At 48.5% G+C, this 21,045-nt stretch carries 18 protein-coding genes and 1 other RNA gene; 18 read left to right on the top strand and 1 reads right to left on the bottom strand.

The window, feature by feature from the left end; genetic code table 11:
* Window positions 1-828, top strand: coding sequence for a 16S rRNA (cytidine(1402)-2'-O)-methyltransferase (gene rsmI / locus HH196_RS05885; protein ID WP_169451226.1), 828 nt, complete (start codon window positions 1-3; stop codon window positions 826-828).
* A gap of 55 nt (window positions 829-883) precedes the next feature.
* Window positions 884-1,238, top strand: an RNA gene (gene rnpB / locus HH196_RS05880) — RNase P RNA component class A.
* 40 nt (window positions 1,239-1,278) lie between these two features.
* Here rnpB and HH196_RS05875 read toward each other — a convergent pair.
* On the bottom strand, window positions 1,279-2,916 hold the full coding sequence (locus tag HH196_RS05875) for a SulP family inorganic anion transporter (protein WP_169451225.1): 1,638 nt from the start codon (window positions 2,914-2,916) through the stop codon (window positions 1,279-1,281).
* Window positions 2,917-3,046: 130 nt separating this feature from the next.
* Here HH196_RS05875 and HH196_RS05870 point away from each other — a divergent pair, with 130 nt between their 5' ends.
* The 16 genes from HH196_RS05870 to HH196_RS05795 all read left to right on the top strand — a co-directional run bounded on the left by HH196_RS05870 (window position 3,047) and on the right by HH196_RS05795 (window position 20,981).
* On the top strand, window positions 3,047-4,033 hold the full coding sequence (locus tag HH196_RS05870) for a 2-hydroxyacid dehydrogenase (protein WP_169451224.1): 987 nt from the start codon (window positions 3,047-3,049) through the stop codon (window positions 4,031-4,033).
* A 13-nt stretch (window positions 4,034-4,046) separates the two neighbouring features.
* On the top strand, window positions 4,047-5,198 hold the full coding sequence (locus HH196_RS05865) for an aldose 1-epimerase family protein (protein WP_169451223.1): 1,152 nt from the start codon (window positions 4,047-4,049) through the stop codon (window positions 5,196-5,198).
* A 28-nt stretch (window positions 5,199-5,226) separates the two neighbouring features.
* On the top strand, window positions 5,227-6,186 hold the full coding sequence (locus tag HH196_RS05860; RefSeq protein WP_169451222.1) for a D-2-hydroxyacid dehydrogenase: 960 nt from the start codon (window positions 5,227-5,229) through the stop codon (window positions 6,184-6,186).
* 423 nt (window positions 6,187-6,609) lie between these two features.
* A complete protein-coding gene (gene mraZ, locus HH196_RS05855; RefSeq protein WP_169451221.1) occupies window positions 6,610-7,065 on the top strand; it encodes a division/cell wall cluster transcriptional repressor MraZ in 456 nt (151 codons plus the stop codon).
* 10 nt (window positions 7,066-7,075) lie between these two features.
* On the top strand, window positions 7,076-8,014 hold the full coding sequence (rsmH, locus tag HH196_RS05850; RefSeq protein WP_169451220.1) for a 16S rRNA (cytosine(1402)-N(4))-methyltransferase RsmH: 939 nt from the start codon (window positions 7,076-7,078) through the stop codon (window positions 8,012-8,014).
* On the top strand, window positions 8,011-8,364 hold the full coding sequence (gene ftsL / locus HH196_RS05845) for a cell division protein FtsL (RefSeq protein ID WP_169451219.1): 354 nt from the start codon (window positions 8,011-8,013) through the stop codon (window positions 8,362-8,364). Before rsmH ends, ftsL begins: the two co-directional genes overlap by 4 nt.
* The gene (locus HH196_RS05840; protein ID WP_169451218.1) at window positions 8,357-10,066 is read left to right on the top strand and encodes a penicillin-binding protein 2; all 1,710 of its coding nucleotides are present in this window, start codon (window positions 8,357-8,359) and stop codon (window positions 10,064-10,066) included. The genes ftsL and HH196_RS05840 overlap by 8 nt, the downstream gene beginning before the upstream one ends.
* A complete protein-coding gene (locus tag HH196_RS05835) occupies window positions 10,063-11,571 on the top strand; it encodes a UDP-N-acetylmuramoyl-L-alanyl-D-glutamate--2,6-diaminopimelate ligase (RefSeq protein WP_169451217.1) in 1,509 nt (502 codons plus the stop codon). Before HH196_RS05840 ends, HH196_RS05835 begins: the two co-directional genes overlap by 4 nt.
* Window positions 11,568-12,938, top strand: coding sequence for a UDP-N-acetylmuramoyl-tripeptide--D-alanyl-D-alanine ligase (murF, locus tag HH196_RS05830; protein WP_211160755.1), 1,371 nt, complete (start codon window positions 11,568-11,570; stop codon window positions 12,936-12,938). Before HH196_RS05835 ends, murF begins: the two co-directional genes overlap by 4 nt.
* Window positions 12,932-14,014 carry a phospho-N-acetylmuramoyl-pentapeptide-transferase gene (gene mraY, locus HH196_RS05825; RefSeq protein ID WP_169451216.1) on the top strand — a complete coding sequence of 361 codons (1,083 nt, stop codon included), beginning with the start codon at window positions 12,932-12,934 and terminating at the stop codon, window positions 14,012-14,014. Before murF ends, mraY begins: the two co-directional genes overlap by 7 nt.
* A 12-nt stretch (window positions 14,015-14,026) precedes the next feature.
* Window positions 14,027-15,382: a UDP-N-acetylmuramoyl-L-alanine--D-glutamate ligase gene (gene murD, locus HH196_RS05820; protein ID WP_169451215.1), complete on the top strand. Its 1,356-nt coding sequence runs from the start codon at window positions 14,027-14,029 to the stop codon at window positions 15,380-15,382.
* Entirely contained in the window at window positions 15,379-16,620 is a 1,242-nt protein-coding gene (gene ftsW / locus HH196_RS05815) for a putative lipid II flippase FtsW (RefSeq protein ID WP_169451214.1), read from the top strand. The genes murD and ftsW overlap by 4 nt, the downstream gene beginning before the upstream one ends.
* Window positions 16,613-17,692 (top strand): undecaprenyldiphospho-muramoylpentapeptide beta-N-acetylglucosaminyltransferase, encoded by a 1,080-nt coding sequence (gene murG, locus HH196_RS05810; RefSeq protein ID WP_169451213.1) that lies wholly within the window; start codon window positions 16,613-16,615, stop codon window positions 17,690-17,692. Before ftsW ends, murG begins: the two co-directional genes overlap by 8 nt.
* Complete coding sequence (gene murC / locus HH196_RS05805) at window positions 17,689-19,131, top strand: UDP-N-acetylmuramate--L-alanine ligase (protein WP_169451212.1); 1,443 nt, start codon at window positions 17,689-17,691, stop codon at window positions 19,129-19,131. The genes murG and murC overlap by 4 nt, the downstream gene beginning before the upstream one ends.
* A complete protein-coding gene (locus tag HH196_RS05800; protein WP_169452330.1) occupies window positions 19,131-20,078 on the top strand; it encodes a D-alanine--D-alanine ligase in 948 nt (315 codons plus the stop codon). Before murC ends, HH196_RS05800 begins: the two co-directional genes overlap by 1 nt.
* A gap of 27 nt (window positions 20,079-20,105) precedes the next feature.
* Complete coding sequence (locus HH196_RS05795) at window positions 20,106-20,981, top strand: cell division protein FtsQ/DivIB (RefSeq protein WP_169451211.1); 876 nt, start codon at window positions 20,106-20,108, stop codon at window positions 20,979-20,981.
* Window positions 20,982-21,045 lie beyond the last annotated feature (64 nt).

The raw sequence follows: 21,045 nt of genomic DNA, 5'->3' as shown, positions 1-21,045 counted from the left end.
ATGTCTTCGCCTAGGCTTTATGTAGTAGCGACACCAATCGGAAATCTTGGTGATCTCTCGCCGCGAGCACAACAGATACTCGCAGAGGTAGATTTAATCGCAGCTGAAGATACTCGCCATTCAGGTAAACTCTTACAGCACTTTAACATTAAAGCAAATCTGATTTCAGTACATGATCACAATGAACGTCAACGTGCTTCGCTAATTATAGATCGTCTGGCGGCAGGTGAGAGTGTTGCGCTAGTTTCTGATGCCGGCACCCCAATTATTTCGGACCCCGGATTTGTTTTGGTTCGCGCAGTTAAAGAGGCTGGGTTTGAGGTTTCTCCAGTTCCTGGCTGCTGTGCCTTTGTTGCAGCTCTAAGTGCGTCAGGGATGCCCTCTGATCGATTCTCATTCATCGGTTTTTTGCCCGCAAAAAGTGGCGCTAGGGTTAAAGCGCTAGAGGCGTTGGCAGATCGTCAGGAGACGCTTATTTTTTATGAGTCTACTCACCGAATTGTCGACTCTCTAAAAGATATGGCGCAGGCTTTAGGTGATCAGCGTCGTGTCTGTGTAGCGCGTGAGCTTACTAAAACCTTTGAGACCATTCATACCGATACCCTTGGTGCGGTTATTGAGTGGATGTTGGCTGATGCTAACCAGCAGCGAGGTGAGTTTGTTGTTATTGTTGAGGGTGCTGCACCTGTTGAGACTCTTCTCACGCAAGATGCAATCCGTGTTCTTGAGTTGTTAGCTGCGGAGTTGCCGCCAAAAAAAGCGGCAGCGTTGGCAGCTGATATTACTGGCGCTAATAAAAAAGAGCTCTATCAACATCTTATCGGCTAAAACTTTCTGTAACTAACCATAGGTAGAGATATTTGCTCTGTGCTATGCTTCTCGCCGAGTTCACTAGACAGTCGCCGCTTCACTTGTGAAGGGGAGGAAAGTCCGGGCTCCATAGGGCAAAGTGCCAGATAACGTCTGGGCGGTGAGAGCCGACGGAAAGTGCAACAGAAAGTATACCGCCTAAGTAGTCGTAAGATTGCCGGTAAGGTTGAAATGGTGCGGTAAGAGCGCACCGCGTGGGTGGCAACACTCCACGGCGATGGTAAACCCCACTCGGAGCAAGACCAAATAGGGACCTGTTAGGCGTGGCCCACGCTAGGTCCGGGTAGGTCGCTTGAGGCTAGGAGTGATCCTAGTCCTAGATGAATGACTGTCCACGACAGAACCCGGCTTACCGGTGAGCTCATCTAATTAATAAAAAAAACCGCAGCTTTTGCGAGCTGCGGTTTTTTACTTTCTAATGTCTACTTTTTCGCTGTAAGCGCGAAGAGCATCTTGGCGTGTTGAAAAGATGCTATTTTCACCTAGGCGTTTTGGAAGGTCGAGTCGATCAAAGACATTACGAACACTGCTGTTCGCTCCAATGATTACAACCTGACGACCCTGACCAAGTTGTTCGGTAACGATCTCTTCAATTGCAAGCGCTGTCGAAACGTCCACCATCGGCACTTCAGTAAGGTCGAGCATGACGATCTCTGCATCTGTCCTGCGTGATAGGCGAATGCGAATCCCTTTGCTTGATGCGTAGCTGAAAGGGCCGTGGAAAGCATAAAGTGCAACGCGACCTTGCTCGCGTTTAAGTAGATAGCGTTCTACAGGACCAAGCGTATGTTCAAATTCGGGCTCTGAAAGATCTTGAATGCCGGCAACTTGAATCTCTGTTAAGCGTTTTACAGTGATGACATTGGCGATGAACATCCCCACCAGTACCGCGGTAATGAGATCTACGAATACCGTTAGACCGAACACCAAAAGTGTCAGTGACGATACCAGTAGTGGTACTCGATGCAGACGAGCGATAAATGGCCAGTCGATAATATCTATGCCGACTTTGAGTAATATGCCTGCCAATACAGCGTGAGGAATCGACTCTGCAAGCGAGCCAAGTCCCATGACGATTAACAGTAGAACGACTGCGTGAGTCGCTCCTGAGATAGGGGTTTTACCGCCAGCGCGAATATTTACTACTGTTCGCATAGTGGCGCCAGCCCCAGGCAGCCCGCCAACAAAACCAGATACTAGATTACCTATCCCCTGACCAATGAGCTCTTTGTCAGAGTTGTGTTGGGTTTTGGTCATGCTGTCGGCTACAAGTGATGTCAAAAGTGAATCGACAGAGCCCAGTGCTGCCAGAACAATTGCGGCTGAGACCATTGCCTGAAGGTGTTCAAACTGCCAGGTAGGTAAGTGAAACTCTGGTAACCCAGTTGGGATTGCACCGATGACGGCGAGTTGGGCGTCAGCCGGCATAAGTATTGATGCGACTGAACCCAAAATCAGTGCTAGGAGTGCTGGTGGTATGCGTTTACCAATCGATTTCGGGCAGCCAAAAATTATGAGTAGTGACCCCAGGCCAAGAAGTAACGCCCAACCATTTAGTGATGCGATCTGTTCCGGGAGGTGAGTGATCGCACTTTTAACGCTCGATGCGCTCTCATGTCCGAGCAGGGGGCCAAGCTCAATCAAAATAATGATCGCGCCAATGCCGGTCATAAATCCTGAGATCACAGGGAAAGGCACGAGCGTTATATAGTTGCCAAGTCGTAAGTAGCCGAAAAGTATCTGGAATAGGCCGCCAAGCATTACGACAGAGAAGGCCATACTGATACCATTCTCTGGATCCAATGCTGCAAATTGGGTGAACGTGGCTGCCATAACCACAGTCATTGGACCGGTTGGGCCTGATACTTGCGTCGCTGTGCCACCAAAGAGTGCGGCAAAGAAACCAACACAGATTGCGCCATACAGACCTGCAAGTGGACCTGCACCTGATGAGACGCCGAATGCGAGTGCGAGCGGAAGTGCTACCACAGCAGCAGTGATACCGCCGAAGAGGTCTGATTGAAGGTTGTTGAAATTAAGGCGCATGTTGATTGCTCTAACTACCTATTTTCTGTGTGGAGTTACGCTACTCCTTGGTTTTGCAATTCGCAACGAATCTTTAGTAGCGAAATGTCTCGGTTGCGCTTAAGCTTTGCAGAGTCATTAAGGAATAAAAATGAAAGCGACAGTGTTTAGTACCCGTAAAGATGAGAGGCTCTATTTAGAGCAAGCTTTCACTAATGCGGGTATTGATCTGGCGTTTGAAGAGGTTCATCTAAACGTTAAAACTGCTGAGCTAGCTAAAGGCAGTGCTGCAGTTTTAGCCTTTGTAAATGATTCGCTCGATAGCGCATGTTTAGAGCGGCTGGTCGCTCTTGATGTGAAGGTTGTGGCGCTTCGATGTGCAGGCTTCAATAATGTAGATCTGGAAGTAGCGCATCAGCTAGGTATTGCTATTGTGCGCGTGCCTGCCTACTCACCTTACGCTGTAGCTGAGCACGCACTAACATTAATGCTCTCTCTAAATCGCCACCTTCATAAAGCCTATAACCGTGTCCGAGAAGGTAATTTTCTACTTGATGGATTAGTTGGGCGTGACGTACATGGAAAAACGGTAGGTGTTATTGGAACGGGGCAGATCGGTACTGTCTTCTGTCGTCTACTAAGTGGGTTTGGATGTAGGGTGCTCGCGTATGATCCAGTCCCTTCATCAGAGTGTCTGGATATTGGGGTTGAGTATGTTGATCTCTCGGTGTTGATAAGTGAGTCTGATTTTATCTCACTTCACTGCCCGCTTAGTCCGCAAACGCATCACATTATTGATCATAGTGCTCTTGCCAATATCAAGGGTGGAGCGATGCTTATCAATACCAGTCGAGGTGGGCTTGTAGATACATCTGCTGTCATCGGTGCACTAAAGGATGGACGTCTAGGGGGCTTGGCTATCGATGTCTACGAAGAGGAGGCCGATCTCTTCTTTGAGGACTTTTCAGACCAGATCATCACCGATGATCAACTGATGAGGCTGACCACCTTCCCCAATGTGATTATTACAGGCCATCAGGCATTTTTAACTCAAGAGGCGTTGCATAATATTGCATCAATAAGCGCGTCTAATATTCAGGCTGTTTTTGGGGGTAATGAATGCCCCAATAGTCTTTAGGAACATTTAAGCAATGGAATGGCTGATTCGAAATTCTGAAGAGAATTTTGCACTTACAGATTTAACGCTAACAGAGAAGGATCTGCCTTCGGGTTTTCCAGGTCGCTTTAGTTTTCATCAGTTGGCTCTCGTTGGTGGAAAGCAGGAGGGTAGTGAGCTTCTTCTGATTCAAGTTGGCCAAACTTCGTTGCGCGTATCGCCAACGCGGGGCATGGGTGTAATTGATGCTTGTCATGCTGGGGTTCGCTTCGGTTGGGATTCCCCTGTTAAAGAGATTGTTAACCCAGCTTTCATCAATCTTGAGGCATTTAACGGTACTGGTTGGTTGGAAGGTTTCAATGAGATGGTAACTCGTTGTGGTTACCAGTGGGCCGGGCACAGTGGTTCAGATCAGGGTGAGATGTTAACTCTGCATGGTCGCATTCAAAATACTCCCGCCTCAATAGTAAGGTTGCATGTGGAAGATACTCCGCCTTACCGGGTGACCTTGTCAGGCCGTGTTGATGAGCGTTGTTTTAAGCGCACTGATTTTGAAGTTTGGATGCATCTGCACATCACGCCTGGCTCTAATTGCATAGAACTTGTTGATGAATTAACGAACCGCAGTGATTACAGCTCTGAATATCAGGTTATCTATCACAACAACTTTGGTACACCTCTGCTGGAAGAGGGGGCTAAGGTCCTTGTTGCTCATGAGGAGCTGTCACCATTTAATCGTGATGCGGCTGAGGGCTTGGATTCTTGGAGTGATATGCCTGCGCCGACCTTGGATTTTGGCGAGCAAGTTTTCAATATCAAGCCTCTCTCTGATAAGGATGGGTGGGGCTGGGCTATGTTGCACGGTGCATCCAAGGATAAGGCTATTAAGGTGGGTTTTGATACTGAAACCCTTCCTGTGATGACCCTTTGGAAGAATACCGATACCTTAAAAGAGGGGTATGTAGTTGGTTTGGAGCCGGGTACAAGTTTTGCTTACAACCGTTCTTTGCAGCGTGAGTTAGGATTGGTGCCAACGATTGCTGCTGGCGAAACTAAACGCTTCTCTTTGCGTTTTGAAATGTTGGTTGATTCAGAGTCGGTCTCTAAGGGTATTTCTGAAATCGAGGTCTTACAGGCGACTGGAACAGCCCGTCTGCTTCAGGATCCTATTGTTGATTTAGGTTGAACTGAGATTTTTTGAGTCAGGGGGTGATATGAGTTTTAGAGTTGTCTTTTTGGATCGATCGACGCTGGGCCCAACGGTCAATATCACTCGTCCAGAATTTGATCATGACTGGATTGAATATGATCGTACTCAGCAAGATCAGGTGGTAGAGCGCCTTGCTGGCGCTACGATTGCGATCACTAATAAGGTGCCTGTTAGGCGCGAAGCGTTAGAGCGGTTGCCAAATCTTAAAATGATAGCTGTAGCTGCAACTGGTTACGATGTGATTGATGTTGAGGCCTGTCGTGAGCTGGGTGTTGTGGTATCCAATGTTCGTGGTTACGCGGTAAATACAGTTCCCGAGCATGTGCTGGCGTTGATGTTTGCACTGCGTCGTTCGATTGTTCCCTATCGAGAAGATGTGATCGCGGGCGAGTGGCAAAAAGCTGCGCAATTCTGTTTTTTTAATCACCCAATTAAAGATTTGTCCGGTTCTACTCTGGGTGTGGTTGGGCGAGGTGCTATTGGTAGTTCGATCGGTCGTTTGGGTGAGGCGTTGGGTATGCGTGTCATCTATGCTGGTCGTAAAGGGATGGATACCCCGCCTGCTGGGTATGTGGCTTTTGAACAGTTCTTAAAAGAGAGTGATGTCATTACCCTCAACTGTCCATTAACACCGGAAACTCGTGATCTTATTGGAGCTACCGAGTTTGCTAAGATGGATCGTAAGCCGATTCTTATAAATGCAGGTCGTGGCGGTTTGGTTAATGAGCAAGCGCTGGTTGATGCGATTGAGAGCGATCAAATAGCAGCGGCTGGATTCGACTGTTTAACCAGTGAGCCGATTAGTGATGATCACCCGTTCCATAAAATACTGACTCGTCCAAATGTCATAGTGACACCTCATGTTGCTTGGGCTAGTGAAGAGGCTATGCAGACGCTTTGGGATCAGGTGATTTCTCATATCAACAACTTCAATAAAGGTGAGCCAAGCAATTTGGTTTGTTGATCTCTGATTCTAATATCAAATTTGTAGAAGAAGATGGCAGGCTTTAAGTCTGCCATCTTCTTTATATGTCACATCATTCTCTGGAAAAGCTGCAAGACAGGCAACTCGCCTTGGCTAGTTAGTCGCGGCTTACCCTTTGGGTAATGCACTCCTACAGTCGAGCTTCGTTTTAAATTTGTTCCGTAGTCCCAAGGTATGAGCTCATTGGCGTTATCGCTAAGCCGCGATTGATTCGTCTTTCTACCTGCGCTCAGTCCACAAAACGATAGTTGCAAACTGTTGTTTGTGGAGCTATAGTGGCGATGAGTGGTAAAAAGTGGGTTAAAGTGGGTCAATGTGGAGAATGAGCTGGGGGAGCAAGTTCTTCACGGGAGTGGTGGCATAGATCACCCTCCGAGGCGTCACTGACAGGAGTGGTAGTGAATGTTCCGTGGAGTCAATAAAATCAATCTGGATGCGAAAGGGCGCATGGCTTTGCCGGCACGCTATCGCGATCAGATTGCAGACTGCTGCGAGAATCAATTAGTAGCTACTATCGATACAGAGACTCGTTGTCTGCTTCTCTATCCTCTTCCTGAATGGGAAGCGATTGAGAAGAAGATTGATGCCTTACCTAGCTTTAACCCGGCGGCTCGCCGAATTCAGCGTCTTTTGATTGGTCATGCGACTGATATTGATCTGGATTCGAGCGGCCGCCTATTGTTACCACAACCTCTTCGTGAATACGCTCAGATGGACAAGAAGTTGGTGCTTCTTGGGCAGGGGCGTAAGTTTGAGATCTGGGGTGAAGAGCAGTGGAATAGTGCTCGTGATCTCTATCTTGCAGAGAACGATGAAGCGGTTGCTTTGCCGGAAGATCTGCTAACCCTGTCGCTATAGGAGCGGTACGGTGAGTGATCAGTTCAAACACATCACTGTCCTCCTAAATGAGGCGGTCGATTCTCTAGTACAAAATCCTAATGGAATCTATGTTGACTGTACCTTTGGTCGCGGCGGCCATAGTGCGCTTATTCTTGATCGTCTCGGCCCGCAAGGACGCTTGATTGCCATTGATAAAGATCCCGAGGCGATCGCCTTCGCTCATCAGCGCTTTGCAGATGAGCCGCGTTTCTCAATTGAGCATGGATCTTTTGCGGAGCTAGAGCAGTTTATTGAAGCGCGCGGTCTAGTTGGTCAAATTGATGGTGTGTTGATGGATTTGGGTGTGAGTTCGCCCCAGATCGATGATCCTAAGCGTGGTTTTAGTTTTCAGCACGATGGCCCGCTAGATATGCGCATGAATACTGCTCAGGGGCAGAGTGCTGCTGAGTGGGTGAATAGTGCTACTGAGAAAGAGATTGCAGATGTGCTTTTTACCTATGGTGAAGAGCGTTTTGGTCGTCGCATGGCGGCTGCAATTGTGCGTGAGAGAGAGCAAACCCCAATTACCACAACAGCTCGTCTCTCATCAATTATCGCTGAAGCGAACCCTAAGTGGGAGAAAGGCAAAAACCCCGCCACTCGTGCCTTTCAAGGGATTCGTATTCATATCAATCGTGAGCTTGAGGATGTCGAGCGGGTGCTTGATCAAAGCCTTGAGGTGCTTGCGGTTGGTGGTCGTTTAGCTGTGATCAGCTTCCACTCCCTAGAAGATCGCATTGTTAAACGATTCATCCGTACCTACGTTAAGGGGGATGAACATCTTCCGCCAGGAATTCCTGTTACCCAAGATATGCTCAATCAGCGCTTGAAAGCGATTGGTAAGGCAATTAAAGCAGGTAAAGAGGAGGTGGGTGATAATCCGCGTTCTCGTTCTGCGGTGATGCGTGTAGCGGAGAAGCTCAAATGAAATTGGGTGTTTCTCTTCCTAAGTTCTCGGCTGAGAAGTCAGTTGAGGCTGATCTACCCATGGTTGAGATGGGGCAGCTCTTCGCACCGCTGGTTTCAGGGTTTCTTCTAACGCTATTTATTTTGAGCTCATCTATGGCTGTTATTTATACGGCCTACGACTACCGACGCCTATTCAACCAGTATCAAGTACTGCTGCGGCAAAGTGATGAGATGCGAATTGAGTGGGGGCAGTTGCTCCTTGAGCAGTCTGCGTGGGGTGCAAATAACCGTGTCGAAGTTTTGGCAGCCCAAAAGCTTGATATGAAGATACCGCAGCCTAAAGAGATAAGGTTGGCTATTCATGAGTGAAGAGGCCATCGTGCAGACACAGGCGGCAAAAGGTTGGCGCCTCTGGATCGTATTTGGGGCTTTGGTTTTGGTCTCTGGCGCGATTGTCTCGAAAATGGTCTCTCTCTACACAGCAGAACAGGCATTCCTTCAGAAACAGGGTGATGCGCGTTCGATTCGTACACGCCTTACTCCAGCACATCGTGGTCTGATTAGTGATCGTAACGGTGAGCCGCTAGCGGTAAGCGCGCCTGTAGCCACCATCTGGGCAGATCCTAAAGAGACAGATCTACAGGATGCAAACCTTCAGCAATTAGCAAGAATCCTCAGTATAAACCCGGCCTCTTTGAACGCCTCTTTGCGTGACAACGCAACGCGTCGCTTTATGTATTTAAAACGTAAGGTGACCCCTGAATTGGCAGAGCGTGTGGATGAACTCAATATTCGCGGTATTCATGTTGATCAAACCTTCCATCGCTTCTACCCAGCAGGTGAAGTGACTACGCATCTTGTGGGTTTTACGAACGTCGATGGTGAGGGGCAAGAGGGGCTGGAGCTTGCGTTGAATGAATCGCTGCATGGTGAGCCAGGTCGTGCTCTAGTACTGCAGGATCGCAAGGGTAGAACGATTAAACACCTTCAGTCATTGCAGGATGCAGCACCTGGCGATGAAGTGCAGCTAAGCATCGATTTGCGATTGCAGTATCTTGCATACCGTGAGCTGAAAGATGCGGTACAAACCCATAAAGCGGATGCGGCATCGGCGGTTGTTTTAGATGCCCGCACGGGTGAAGTTTTGGCTCTGGTTAATCAGCCATCTTACAACCCTAATGATCGTGCCAATCTTGATCCGAACGGCCTGCGTAATCGTGCAGTGACTGATATTTTTGAACCTGGCTCAACAATGAAGCCTATCACCGTTGCTGCGGCTCTCATGAGCGGTCAGTACAAGCTTGATGATGTGCTTGATACATCACCAGGTTATATACGTGTTAAGGGTGCCTCTATTCGCGACCACCGAAACTACGGTGAGCTAGATATGACCGGTATTATTACCAAGTCGAGCAACGTAGGTGTTACCAAATTGGCTCTCTCAATGGAGCCTGATGCGGTACGTAATCTTATGTATAACTTCGGTCTTGGACAGCCTACTAATACGAGCTTTCCAGGTGAGCGTTCGGGTGTGCTGCCTTACCTTAGTGAAAAGCAGATGGTAGAGCGTGCAACTATATCTTATGGGTATGGTCTATCTGTTACTCCATTGCAGTTGGCTCAGGCCTACATTCCGTTTGCCAATAGTGGCATCAAATACCCTGTCTCCCTATTTAAGTTAAAAGAGGCGCCGCGTGGTGAGCGCGTAATGCCAGAAACTGTTGCTAATGATGTGCTAGCGATGATGGAAACCGTTGTTAGTCCTATAGGTACTGCACAAAAAGCGGCGGTTGAAGGTTATCGCGTTGGTGGTAAAACGGGTACTGCGCATAAGGCTGTTGCAGGTGGTTATGATGATGACGCCTATATCTCTGTTTTTGCGGGAGTCGCACCGATCAGCGATCCACGTATTGTTATGGTAGTAATGGTCGATAACCCTAAAGGACAGGAGTATTACGGTGGTGCAGTAGCGGCCCCAGTGTTCTCGAGGGTAATGGGTGGTGTGTTGCGGTTGATGAACGTACCGCCAGATAATTGGCAACAGACAGATCTTCAGGTGGCGGCAAAATGAGTCACTTGAATCTAACCTGGAATATCAATGAGCTCCTTGCGCCTTTCGGCCTAAGGAGTTTTGACGTTGAAGTAAATGCGCTTTCACAAGACTCACGTGAATCACAAGATGGCTCGCTGTTTATTGCGCGTCAGGGTGCTAAATACTCAGGTTCAGAGTTTGCGATGCAAGCTGCAAGCAAGGGCGCGAAGGCGATCCTGCTTGAGGGTAATGAAGAGAGTGCAAATCTGCTTGAGGCTGAGTTAAAAGAGCAGGGTTACCTTACCCCTGTTATAGCATGGGATAACGAAGCGCTTTCACTCTCTGCTTTGGCTGATCGTTTCTATCACTCACCCTCCCAAACTATGGTTGTTGTTGGTGTTACAGGCACCAATGGTAAAACGTCTACCGCTCATTTTATGGTGCAACTACTGACTGCTATGGGTGAAAAAGCAGCATTGCTTGGCACTATAGGTATTGGCTTTTTAGGTCAGCTAGAGAGCTCTTCACATACCACCTTGGAGCCTGTTCTCCTTCAGAGAACCTTGGCAACGCTTCGGTCTGAAGGTGCAACTCATGTGGTGATGGAGGTCTCTAGCCACGCGATTGAACAAGGGCGTATCGATCAGGTCGCGTTTGATCTCGTTGGTTACACAAATCTTACCCGTGATCACCTTGATTACCACGGCACTATGGATGCGTACGCGGCAGCAAAAGCTAGGCTGTTCCGTGACTATGCAGTGCCACTACAAATAGTAAATGCCGATGATCTGGTTACGCAGGCACTGTTAGATGAATCGACTGAACAGCAGCGAGTGGGTTTTTCAACCACGAATCAGAGCGCCTGGGCGCATCTGGCTAGCCATGCCTTTCGTCCAGATGGTCTATCTCTTGAGTTCAATTTGGCGGGTGAAATCGCACGCTTGGATGTTCCACTCATGGGCAGTTTTAACGTCGCCAATCTTCTGTTGGCAGTTGCCTCATTGAAACTTCTTGGATTCGAAATCAGTGATATTGAGCGTGCTGCAACTCAATTGAAATCGGTTCCAGGTCGTATGGAGTTGATAGAGGTTAAGCAGGGACCAATTGTAATTGTTGATTACGCACACACCCCAGATGCTCTTGAAAAGGCTTTGCTTGCCTGTCGCGAGCATCTTAAAGATGGCGCTGTTAGTGTGCTGTTTGGTTGTGGTGGCGATAGGGATCAGGGTAAACGTCCCCTCATGGCACAAGTAGCCGCTTCTTATGCTGATTCAGTCTGGGTGACCAGTGATAACCCACGTACTGAAAACCCGCAGGCTATCGTCGATCAGATCATGACTGGTTTTGCTTCGCAGGAATCGGTTAAGCAAGTGCTCGGCCGTGCCGATGCGATAGACCTGGCAATTGCGGCAGCGAATGAGGGTGACATCGTCCTGCTGGCTGGTAAGGGGCATGAGGAGTATCAAGAGATTAATGGCGAACGCCTGCCTTTTTCTGACCAGGCTCAAGCTAGACGTGCATTGGCGGCGGGAGGTTGGTTGTGATTAGAACCTTCTCTCTAAATGAGTTAGCTGATTTCATTGGTGCAGAACTTGTTGGTTCGGATCAGCAAGTTGATCGTGTTATCACTGATAGTCGCATCGCTAAAGAGGGTGATCTTTTTGTTGCTCTGAAGGGCGAGCGTTTCGATGCGCATCAGTTTGTTGACCAAGTAGTCTCATCTGGTGTCAAAGCAGTAGTTGTGTCAGCGCGATCTTCGACAAGCGCATCGCAATTGGTTGTTACTGATACCCGTGCAGCGCTAGCAAAATTAGGCCAGTTTAATCGTTCACTCTTCGCTGGAAATGTTGTTGCAGTGACCGGAAGTGCTGGCAAGACCAGCGTTAAAGAGATGCTTGCTGTTATGTTTGGTGGCTTGGGGGAGACACTCGCTACCCAAGGCAACTTGAATAACGATATTGGTGCGCCATTAACCCTTTTAGATATTACTCCAGCTCATCAGTATGCAGTGATTGAGTTAGGCGCGAGCGCTGTCGGAGAGATCGCTCATACTGTTTCGGCTACCCAGCCGCAGGTTGCGATTCTTAATAATGCACTTGAAGCGCATCTTGATGGCTTCGGTTCACTTGAGAACATTGTCCAAGCTAAGTCCGAGATTTTTGAGGGCTTAGTTGAAGGTGGTACTGGAGTTGTTAATGCTGATTCGCCTTTTGCTGAAATTTGGCTCAAGAAGTTATCAGAGTTAAATCGTGACGCTGTGACGTTTGCGATCGATGCAGATGCTGATTTGAAGGCGAGCATTCTATCGGCAAATGCTGCTGGCTGCTTTGGTTTTGATCTTGCTGTTGATGGTCAAATCTACCCAATCTCATTAAACGTGATGGGACGTCACATGGTCGCTAATGCCCTTGCCGCCCTTGCCGCTTGGTACGCACTCGAGCTTCCGATTGAAAAGGGTATCGCCGCGGTTGAAACCTATCGTGGATTCAAGGGTCGCTTGCAAGTGCATCAGCTCTCGAATGGTGTGCGCCTGATTGATGATTCTTATAACGCTAACCCTTCATCCATGCGTGCCGCAATTGATGCACTTAAGAATCTAAAGGGTGCCACCTTGCTGGTGTTAGGGGATATGGCAGAGCTAGGCGCTAAAGAGAAAGCGCTACATGCTCAGATCGGAGCATACGCTGCAGCTCATGGTGTTTCATCGCTCTACGCAGTGGGCAGGTTGATGGCCTACGCCGTTGATGCCTTTGGTATTGGTGCTAATCACTACGACTCTCAGGAAGAGTTAATTCGAGCGCTGTTGGCTGATATTCCGCCGAACAGCGCAATTCTAGTAAAAGGTTCAAGGAGCGCAGCGATGGATCGTGTCGTTACAGCTCTGCTTAATATGGAAGAAACAGCATGTTGATCTATTTAGCTGACTACCTGTCTCAGTACTTCAGTGGCTTTAACGTTTTCCGTTACATCACACTGCGCGGCATCATGGGAGTCTTAACGGCCTTGGCGATGGCTCTGCTGATGGGACCTTATCTGATTAGAAAATTACAGATAAAACAGATTGGCCAAGCGGTTCGCAATGATGGTCCTGAATCGCACCTCAGTAAGGCTGGAACTCCAACCATGGGTGGTGGTTTAATTATCCTTGCGATTCTAACCAGTACACTGTTGTGGTCGGATCTTGCAAACCCGTATGTTTGGATCACTCTTTTTGTGCTACTGGTCTTTGGTGCTGTGGGCTGGGTTGATGATTGGCGCAAGGTCGTTGAAAAAGACTCTCGTGGTCTACCTGCTCGCTGGAAATATCTATGGCAATCAGTGGGTGGTGCAGCGGCTGCAGTTGCTCTCTATTGGGTTGCTGATACCCCAGAGGAGACGGCGCTTCTTATTCCATTCGTAAAAGATACTGCCATTACACTAGGTATTCTGTTCATACCTTTCGTTTACTTTGTCATTGTAGGTAGCTCAAACGCAGTCAACTTAACGGATGGATTGGATGGGCTAGCTATTCTGCCAACGGTTATGGTGGCTGGTGCTCTGGCAATTTTTGCATACCTAACCGGTCACGTGAAATTTGCTGAGTACCTAAATATCCCTTACATCGCAGGTTCCGGTGAACTGATTATCTTCCTAGGGGCAATCATCGGTGCTGGTCTTGGCTTCCTTTGGTTCAATACCTACCCAGCGATGGTTTTCATGGGGGATGTAGGTGCGTTGGCTCTCGGTGCAGCGCTGGGTGTGGTGGCTGTCATTGTTCGCCAAGAGCTGATCCTATTCATCATGGGCGGTATTTTCGTGTTGGAAACCGTCTCAGTTATTTTGCAGGTTGCATCTTTTAAACTGACGGGTCGTCGTATCTTCAGAATGGCTCCTATTCACCACCACTTTGAATTGAAAGGTTGGCCGGAACCGCGTGTCATTGTCCGCTTCTGGATCATCACTTTTGTACTTGTTCTGATCGGCCTTGCGTCGTTGAAGATTCGATAGGAGATAGAGAGAGTGTCACTCATTACGAGCGATCAGTTCCGCATCATTATTGGTGTTGGACAAACGGGCCAAAGCATTGCGCGCTATCTTACATCGCGCGGTTTGTCTTTTGCTGCCTGTGATACGCGTCTCGAGGGTGCTGCACTCGATCTATTCCGATCAGAGTTCCCAGAGGTTGAGCTCAAAACTGGCCCGCTTGATAACGCATGGTTATCTCAGGCAACCGAGTTGGTGATTAGTCCCGGTGTTGCAAAAGATCAGCCTGCGATACGAGGTGCACAGGATGCTGGCGCCCGTTTGATTGGAGATATCGATCTCTTTGCGCGTGAAGTGAAAGCACCAATCGTTGCCATTACGGGATCTAACGGGAAAAGCACAGTGACAACTCTCGTTGGTCAGATGGCCAATGATGCAGGTATTCAGTGTGAAATTGGCGGCAATATCGGTATCCCAGTTTTGGATCTGTTGGCAAAACCTGAAGCGCAACTTTACGTTTTAGAACTTTCGAGCTTCCAGCTTGAGACGACACACGATCTTCGACCGTCAGCTGCAACGGTATTGAATCTATCGGCAGATCATATGGATCGATATCAGGGTATGGCTGACTATCACCAAGCTAAGCAGCGTGTCTACCGTCACTGCAGCACTGCGGTAGTTAATCGTGATGATCCTTTGACACGTCCGCTAGTTCCTTCAACTACCACAGTTGTCACTTTCGGCTTGAGCGCGCCCGATCTTAAACAATATGGAATTTTAGAGAGAGATGGTGAGCGTTATCTAGCGCTAGGTGCAAAGCCTCTGATGGCGGTATCTGAGATGAAGATGCGTGGTACACACAATGAAGCCAACGCGCTTGCCGCTTTGGCTTTAGGTGCTTCGCAAGGTTTCAATCTGGACTCCATGTTGTCGACGCTGCGCAATTTTGCTGGTCTCGAACATCGCTGTCAGTGGGTAGCTGAAACCGATGGTGTCGCCTGGTTTAACGACTCTAAAGGGACAAACTTGGGAGCTACTCTGGCCGCTGTACAAGGCTTGGGTGAAACTCTAGTAGATGACGCTAAGTTGATTTTAATTGCAGGCGGGCAGGCGAAAGGTCAGCAGTTTGGAGAACTCAAAGCGGCAACAGATCGCTACCTAAAATCACTTATCTTAATTGGCGAAGATGCAAACCTGCTTGCTAATGACCTCGCTTTTGAAAACACTCTATTTGCAGAGTCGATCACAGATGCTGTCAGAGTTGCTAACGAGCAAGCGTGTGCCGGAGATCTAGTATTGCTCTCTCCAGCTTGTGCAAGTTTTGACATGTTCAAGGGTTTTGAAGATCGCGGCCGACAGTATGTTGCTGCTGTCTCGGAGGTGGCTAAATGAAGCTATCGCTCCCAAAACTTCCGCAGTTTGAGCTTCCAACTGAACTACGTGTACCGCAAGGAACTCTGCCATTTGATCCATTGCTGTTGATCAGTACGTTGGCGCTTATGCTGACTGGATTGGTGATGATCTCTTCAGCTTCTATGGATGTTGCCGCTGAGAACTTTGGTGGTGCATTCTTCTTTATCTTCCGACATGGCTTCTTCGTTCTATTGGCTATCGCGGTTGCCGTGTTCGTTGTTCGTATTCCTATTCATATTTGGGAGCGATTCTCTGTTTGGCTGCTTGTGATCGGTTTTCTGCTCTTGGTTGTGGTTTTGATTCCTGGCATCGGTCGTGAGGTAAATGGTAGCCGTCGCTGGATTGGTCTAGGTGGCTTTAACCTGCAGGCATCGGAAGTTGCCAAAGTATGTATGGTGATGTTCATTTCAGGGTACTTGGTTCGCCGTCTGCATGAAGTGCGCTCTACCTGGGCGGGTGTGGTGAAACCAGCTATTCCTTTGGCGTTCTATCTGTTTGTTCTCTATCTAGAGCCTGACTACGGTTCAATTGTCGTCATCACAGCCACTGTGATGGGGATGATCTTCTTGGGCGGTATGCGTCTACTCCAGCTTGTAACGGTAGTCAGTATCGTAACTACCCTAGTAGGCGCGCTCGCGGTTACACAAGAGTATCGATTGAAGCGTCTACAAAACTTCCTAGACCCTTGGGCCGACCCTTATGGGGCAGGATATCAGCTATCACAAGCACAAATCGCTTTCGGTCGTGGAGAGTGGTTTGGTGCTGGGTTAGGTAACAGTATCCAAAAACTATTCTATCTGCCTGAAGCACACACGGACTTCGTCTACTCAGTATTGGCTGAGGAGTTGGGGTTGTTTGGTGCAATGATTGTTGTACTGCTCTACGTGGTTCTTATCGCACGGATGTTCTTGATCGGCCGTCAGGCAGAGAAACAACAGCGCTTTTTCATGGGTTACATCTCTTACGGTTTTGCATTTATTTTGGCGGGCCAGGCGATGATTAATATCGGTGTGAACGTGGGTGCTTTGCCAACCAAGGGTCTGACACTGCCGCTTATGAGTTACGGCGGCTCCTCACTTGTTATCTGCGCTGCCATGATTGCAATCGTGCAACGCGTAGATCTTGAATTGAAGCGCGAACGCCTAGGTGTGCAACCTAAGGTGACTCGTTGGTCTCGCTTTTGGGCACGTTGGAGTGGAGGAGCGTTGAATGTCTAACATTAAGCGTATTCTCATAATGGCCGGCGGTACTGGAGGCCATGTATATCCTGCGTTGGCAGTAGCGGATCTACTTAGTGATCAACAACATGCTGTGGAGTGGCTCGGCAGCGTTCGCGGTATCGAGAATCGTGTCGTTCCTGAAGCTGGTATCAAACTTCACGCAATTGCAGTTCAGGGGCTCCGAGGTAAGGGTAAGCTCAGTCTTCTGATGGCTCCTATCAATTTGACCCGAGCGATTTGGCAGGCTTTCAAAGTTGTTCGTAAGGTTAAGCCAGATGTTGTGTTAGGTATGGGTGGCTTTGCCTCTGGGCCTGGCGCATTTGCAGCTTGGCTGACAAAAACCCCTCTCGTCATACATGAGCAAAACGCTGTTGCTGGAATGACAAACTCTCTGTCGCGCCGCTTTGCGTCACGCATTCTGCAAGCTTTTCCGAATGCTTTTAAAGATGGGGTTCAGGGGGAGATTGTTGGTAATCCAATACGCGGTCCTATTTTGCAGATGCAGAGTCCTCAAGAGCGTTTTAGTCAGCATGTTGGCGCAATTAAAGTGCTTGTGGTTGGTGGAAGTCTGGGCGCCCAAGCAATTAACGAAGTGATGCCACAAGCTCTTGCACAAATTGAACAGTCAGTACGTCCTGAGGTTTGGCATCAAACGGGCCCTAACCATTTTGATGCGACAGCTAAAAGATATGAGGGACTTGGCTTAACTGGGCGTGTTGTTCCCTATATCGAGAAGATGGATGAGGCTTACGCTTGGGCAGACCTTGTTATCTGTAGAGCGGGAGCTTTGACCGTTTCAGAGATTGCGATTGCAGGTGTGCCAGCACTGTTTATTCCGTTTCCACATGCCGTTGATGATCATCAAACGGCTAATGCTCAGTACCTAGTTGATGCGGGTGCTGCAGATTTGATTCAACAGAAAGATTTGAGCGCTGAGCGTCTAGCTCAGTGGATTGATAAACATAGCTCTCGCGAGCATCTAGCTGTTATGGCTGAGCGAGCTAGAGAGCAGGGTAAGCCTAGTGCAACAGCAAAGGTTGCTCGAATTTGTGTGGAGGTGGCGAAATGAGCCCTAAAGCAGGTCACCGTACAGAGTACGAAGTTCCAGAGATGCGTCGCATTCGCAGTATTCACTTTGTGGGTATTGGCGGTGTCGGTATGTGCGGTATCGCAGAGGTACTTTTAAACCAAGGGTATACAATCTCTGGTTCTGATATTCGTGAATCAGCAGTGACGAATCGCCTCAAATCTCTCGGTGCGAAAATCTTTATCGGTCATGCTGAAGAGAATATTGAAGGAATCGATGTACTAGTCACATCAACTGCAGTGGATAAGACCAACCCAGAAGTGGCACGTGCAAAAGAGTTACTGATTCCGATTGTACGCCGTGCCGAGATGTTGGCAGAGTTGATGCGCTACCGTCATGGTATCGCGGTTGCTGGTACCCACGGTAAAACGACCACGACAAGTCTGGTTGCATCGATTTTGGCTGAAGCTAACCAGGACCCAACTTTTGTTATAGGCGGACGTTTGACGAGTGCCGGAACCAATGCACAGCTTGGCCGTAGTCGCTATCTGGTGGCTGAAGCAGATGAGTCTGATGCTTCATTCCTTCACTTGCAGCCGATGGTTGCAATTGTCACCAATATCGATGCCGATCATATGGAGACCTACGAAGGTGACTTCGGCAAGCTTAAGCAGACATTTATACGATTCCTCCAGAACCTCCCATTTTACGGATTGGCTGTCCTCTGTGCGGATGACCCAGTTGTTCGTGAGTTAATGCCTGATATTGGTCGTCCGATGCTGACTTATGGTTTCAGTGAGGATGCAGATTTTGTTGCCTACGATTTGAAACAGAATGGCCTGCAGAGTTGTTTTAAAGTGCGTCGCCCTAATGGTTTGAGTGAATTAAATGTCTGCCTGAATATGCCTGGCCGTCATAACGTTCTTAATGCTTTAGCGGCTATTGCCGTTGCTACTGACGAAGAGATTGATGATGGTGCAATCTGTCGTGCCCTTGAAAAATTCGAAGGTGTAGGACGTCGCTTCCAGGTGTTGGGTGAACTGCCAGTTGAGGGTGGCTCAGTGACTCTTGTTGATGACTATGGACATCACCCTCGAGAGGTGCAAGCGGTTATAAGCGCGATTGAAGAGGGTTGGCCTGGACGTCGATTGGTGATGGTCTATCAGCCACATCGATACACACGCACACGTGATCTCTACGAAGATTTTGTACAGGTGTTACAGCGCCCAGAACAGCTGTTGTTGCTGGATGTGTATGCAGCCGGTGAAGATCCCATTCCTGGTGCTGATACGCGCTCTTTGTGCCGCAGTCTTCGCCAACGAGGTAAAGAGCCAATTTTTGTGGAAAATACCGAGATGATCGGCTCAGAGCTTAAAGCGCTTCTTAAGCCGGGTGATCTACTGCTGACACAGGGGGCAGGTAACATTACCACCCTTGCTCATCAACTGCGTGAACAGTGGATTTCAGAAGGAGCTGAATGATGCGTTACCAATTGAACGAAATTAAATCCCTCGGTCGAGTGGCCGTGATCATGGGCGGCAACTCAGCTGAGCGTGAGGTCTCTCTTCGAAGCGGTGCTGAAGTTTTGAAAGGGCTTTTAGAGGCAGGTGTAGATGCCTTTGCACTGGATCTGACCGGTGAGGGTGCTAACCCCTTGTCACAGCTTATTGAGACAGAGTTTGATCGTGCCTTTTTGATTGTGCATGGACCTGGCGGTGAAGATGGCCAGTTACAGGGAGCACTCGAACTTATAAACAAACCCTACACAGGAAGTGGTGTGGCTGCCTCCGCCGTGGGCATGGATAAGATGCGTACTAAACAGTTGTGGATTGGTGCAGGCCTTCCAACACCGGGTTATGCATCACTCTGCCCCGATAGCGACTTTGCCCAGATCGCAGAGGATCTAGGGCTGCCACTCATGGTTAAGCCTGCTAATGAAGGCTCTAGTATTGGTATGAGCCGTGTGACATCTGCTGAGCAGTTAGAAAAGGCCTTTCAAGAGGCATCTCGTTACGACAGCCGCGTTATAGCCGAGCAGTGGGTGAATGGCCCTGAATTTACAGTGGCAATGTTGAATGGGCGTGCACTGCCAGTGATTCGCCTTGTGACCTCACATGCCTTTTACGATTTTGATGCCAAGTATCAGGCGAATGATACTCAATACCTTTTTGATACAGGCTTAACTGCCGAGCAAGTAGAGGCGATGCAGCGCCTAGTTGAAGAGGCATTTGCAGTAATTGGCTGCCAAGGTTGGGGTCGAATCGATCTTATGATGGATGAAGCAGGTCAGTTCCAGTTGCTAGAGGTGAACACAGCTCCTGGTATGACCGACCACAGTTTGGTACCCATGGCTGCTAAAGCGACAGGACTAAGTTTTAGCGAGCTCTGTGTCGAGATTTTGTTGGGCTCAAAGAGCTCTGAATGTTGATAAGTGCGCTTTTGTAAGAGTTGATAGATGAAATTTAACTTTCCTTGGAAAAAAGAGCCTGCACCTGCAACTGAAGTTGCTGTTGACGAGTCTCGCGTGTCCAAGAGAAGCGTTAAAACCAATGAGCCTATTCTCTTCGAAGGCGCTGACATTTTTGTAGAAGCTAACGTAGCTCTAGAGAGCGAGTGGATCTGGCGTCCATTGTTGGTTGTTACAGTATGTGGCGTCATTTTGGCACTGATGCTAAGTGCATTGCGTGAGTACCGCGGTTGGATCAATCAGCCGATACAAACTGTCGCTGTAGAGGGTGCAACACGACACATTAGTAAGCATGCAGTGGCTGCACAGGTGGCTGGAAATATTGATGCAAGACTTCTAGATCTTGATCTACAGCAGATTCAAGAGCGACTTTTAGAGGAGCCTTGGATTAACGATGCACATGTAACTAGAACTTGGCCGCCAGCACTACGAATCGATCTAGTTGAAGAGGTTCCGGTTGCTCGTTGGGGAACGCGGGGATTGCTTAACCATCAGGGTGATATTTTCTGGCCAGAGCGTTTGCAGGAGTATCAAACGCTACCTGTACTGACAGGGCCATCACACGAAACGGTTCGCGTAATGCAACAGTTTAGAGATCTAAATTCGCTATTTATTCGATCAGGAATTCAGTTAGCAGGACTCGAGTTAGAACCTCGTGGTGCATGGACACTCAAGCTAAATAACGGTGTCAAAGTGGTAGCGGGTCGTGATGATCTAATGCCGAGATTGCGTCGCTTTATCCAGGTCTATGAAGCGCAATTAATGAGCCGAGCTGAAGAGATAGATGAAGTCGATATTCGTTACACCAATGGTGTGGCAGTTAAATGGAAAAAGAGTTCGGGAAACGGGGCTAAAGCTTCGTAAATCCTAAGTTAATTCGCACGACCCAGTCATAAGAATCTGGGAGTGTATTGCAAATATTCAATCG

It is taken from the genome of Marinobacterium sp. LSUCC0821, assembly GCF_012848475.1.
Lineage (GTDB): Bacteria > Pseudomonadota > Gammaproteobacteria > Pseudomonadales > Balneatricaceae > Marinobacterium_E.
The sequence above is the reverse complement of the archived record's forward strand: the minus strand, read 5'-3'. Positions and strand labels throughout refer to the sequence as shown.

Coding starts and splice junctions, on each gene's coding strand:
- HH196_RS05875 (WP_169451225.1), bottom strand. CDS start 2,916: ATGCGCCTTAATTTCAACAACCTTCAATCAGACCTCTTCGGCGGTATC.
- HH196_RS05800 (WP_169452330.1), top strand. CDS start 19,131: ATGCGTTACCAATTGAACGAAATTAAATCCCTCGGTCGAGTGGCCGTG.
- HH196_RS05865 (WP_169451223.1), top strand. CDS start 4,047: ATGGAATGGCTGATTCGAAATTCTGAAGAGAATTTTGCACTTACAGAT.
- ftsW (WP_169451214.1), top strand. CDS start 15,379: ATGAAGCTATCGCTCCCAAAACTTCCGCAGTTTGAGCTTCCAACTGAA.
- HH196_RS05835 (WP_169451217.1), top strand. CDS start 10,063: ATGAGTCACTTGAATCTAACCTGGAATATCAATGAGCTCCTTGCGCCT.
- HH196_RS05860 (WP_169451222.1), top strand. CDS start 5,227: ATGAGTTTTAGAGTTGTCTTTTTGGATCGATCGACGCTGGGCCCAACG.
- murC (WP_169451212.1), top strand. CDS start 17,689: ATGAGCCCTAAAGCAGGTCACCGTACAGAGTACGAAGTTCCAGAGATG.
- ftsL (WP_169451219.1), top strand. CDS start 8,011: ATGAAATTGGGTGTTTCTCTTCCTAAGTTCTCGGCTGAGAAGTCAGTT.
- murG (WP_169451213.1), top strand. CDS start 16,613: ATGTCTAACATTAAGCGTATTCTCATAATGGCCGGCGGTACTGGAGGC.
- mraZ (WP_169451221.1), top strand. CDS start 6,610: ATGTTCCGTGGAGTCAATAAAATCAATCTGGATGCGAAAGGGCGCATG.
- HH196_RS05840 (WP_169451218.1), top strand. CDS start 8,357: ATGAGTGAAGAGGCCATCGTGCAGACACAGGCGGCAAAAGGTTGGCGC.
- mraY (WP_169451216.1), top strand. CDS start 12,932: ATGTTGATCTATTTAGCTGACTACCTGTCTCAGTACTTCAGTGGCTTT.
- HH196_RS05795 (WP_169451211.1), top strand. CDS start 20,106: ATGAAATTTAACTTTCCTTGGAAAAAAGAGCCTGCACCTGCAACTGAA.
- HH196_RS05870 (WP_169451224.1), top strand. CDS start 3,047: ATGAAAGCGACAGTGTTTAGTACCCGTAAAGATGAGAGGCTCTATTTA.
- rsmI (WP_169451226.1), top strand. CDS start 1: ATGTCTTCGCCTAGGCTTTATGTAGTAGCGACACCAATCGGAAATCTT.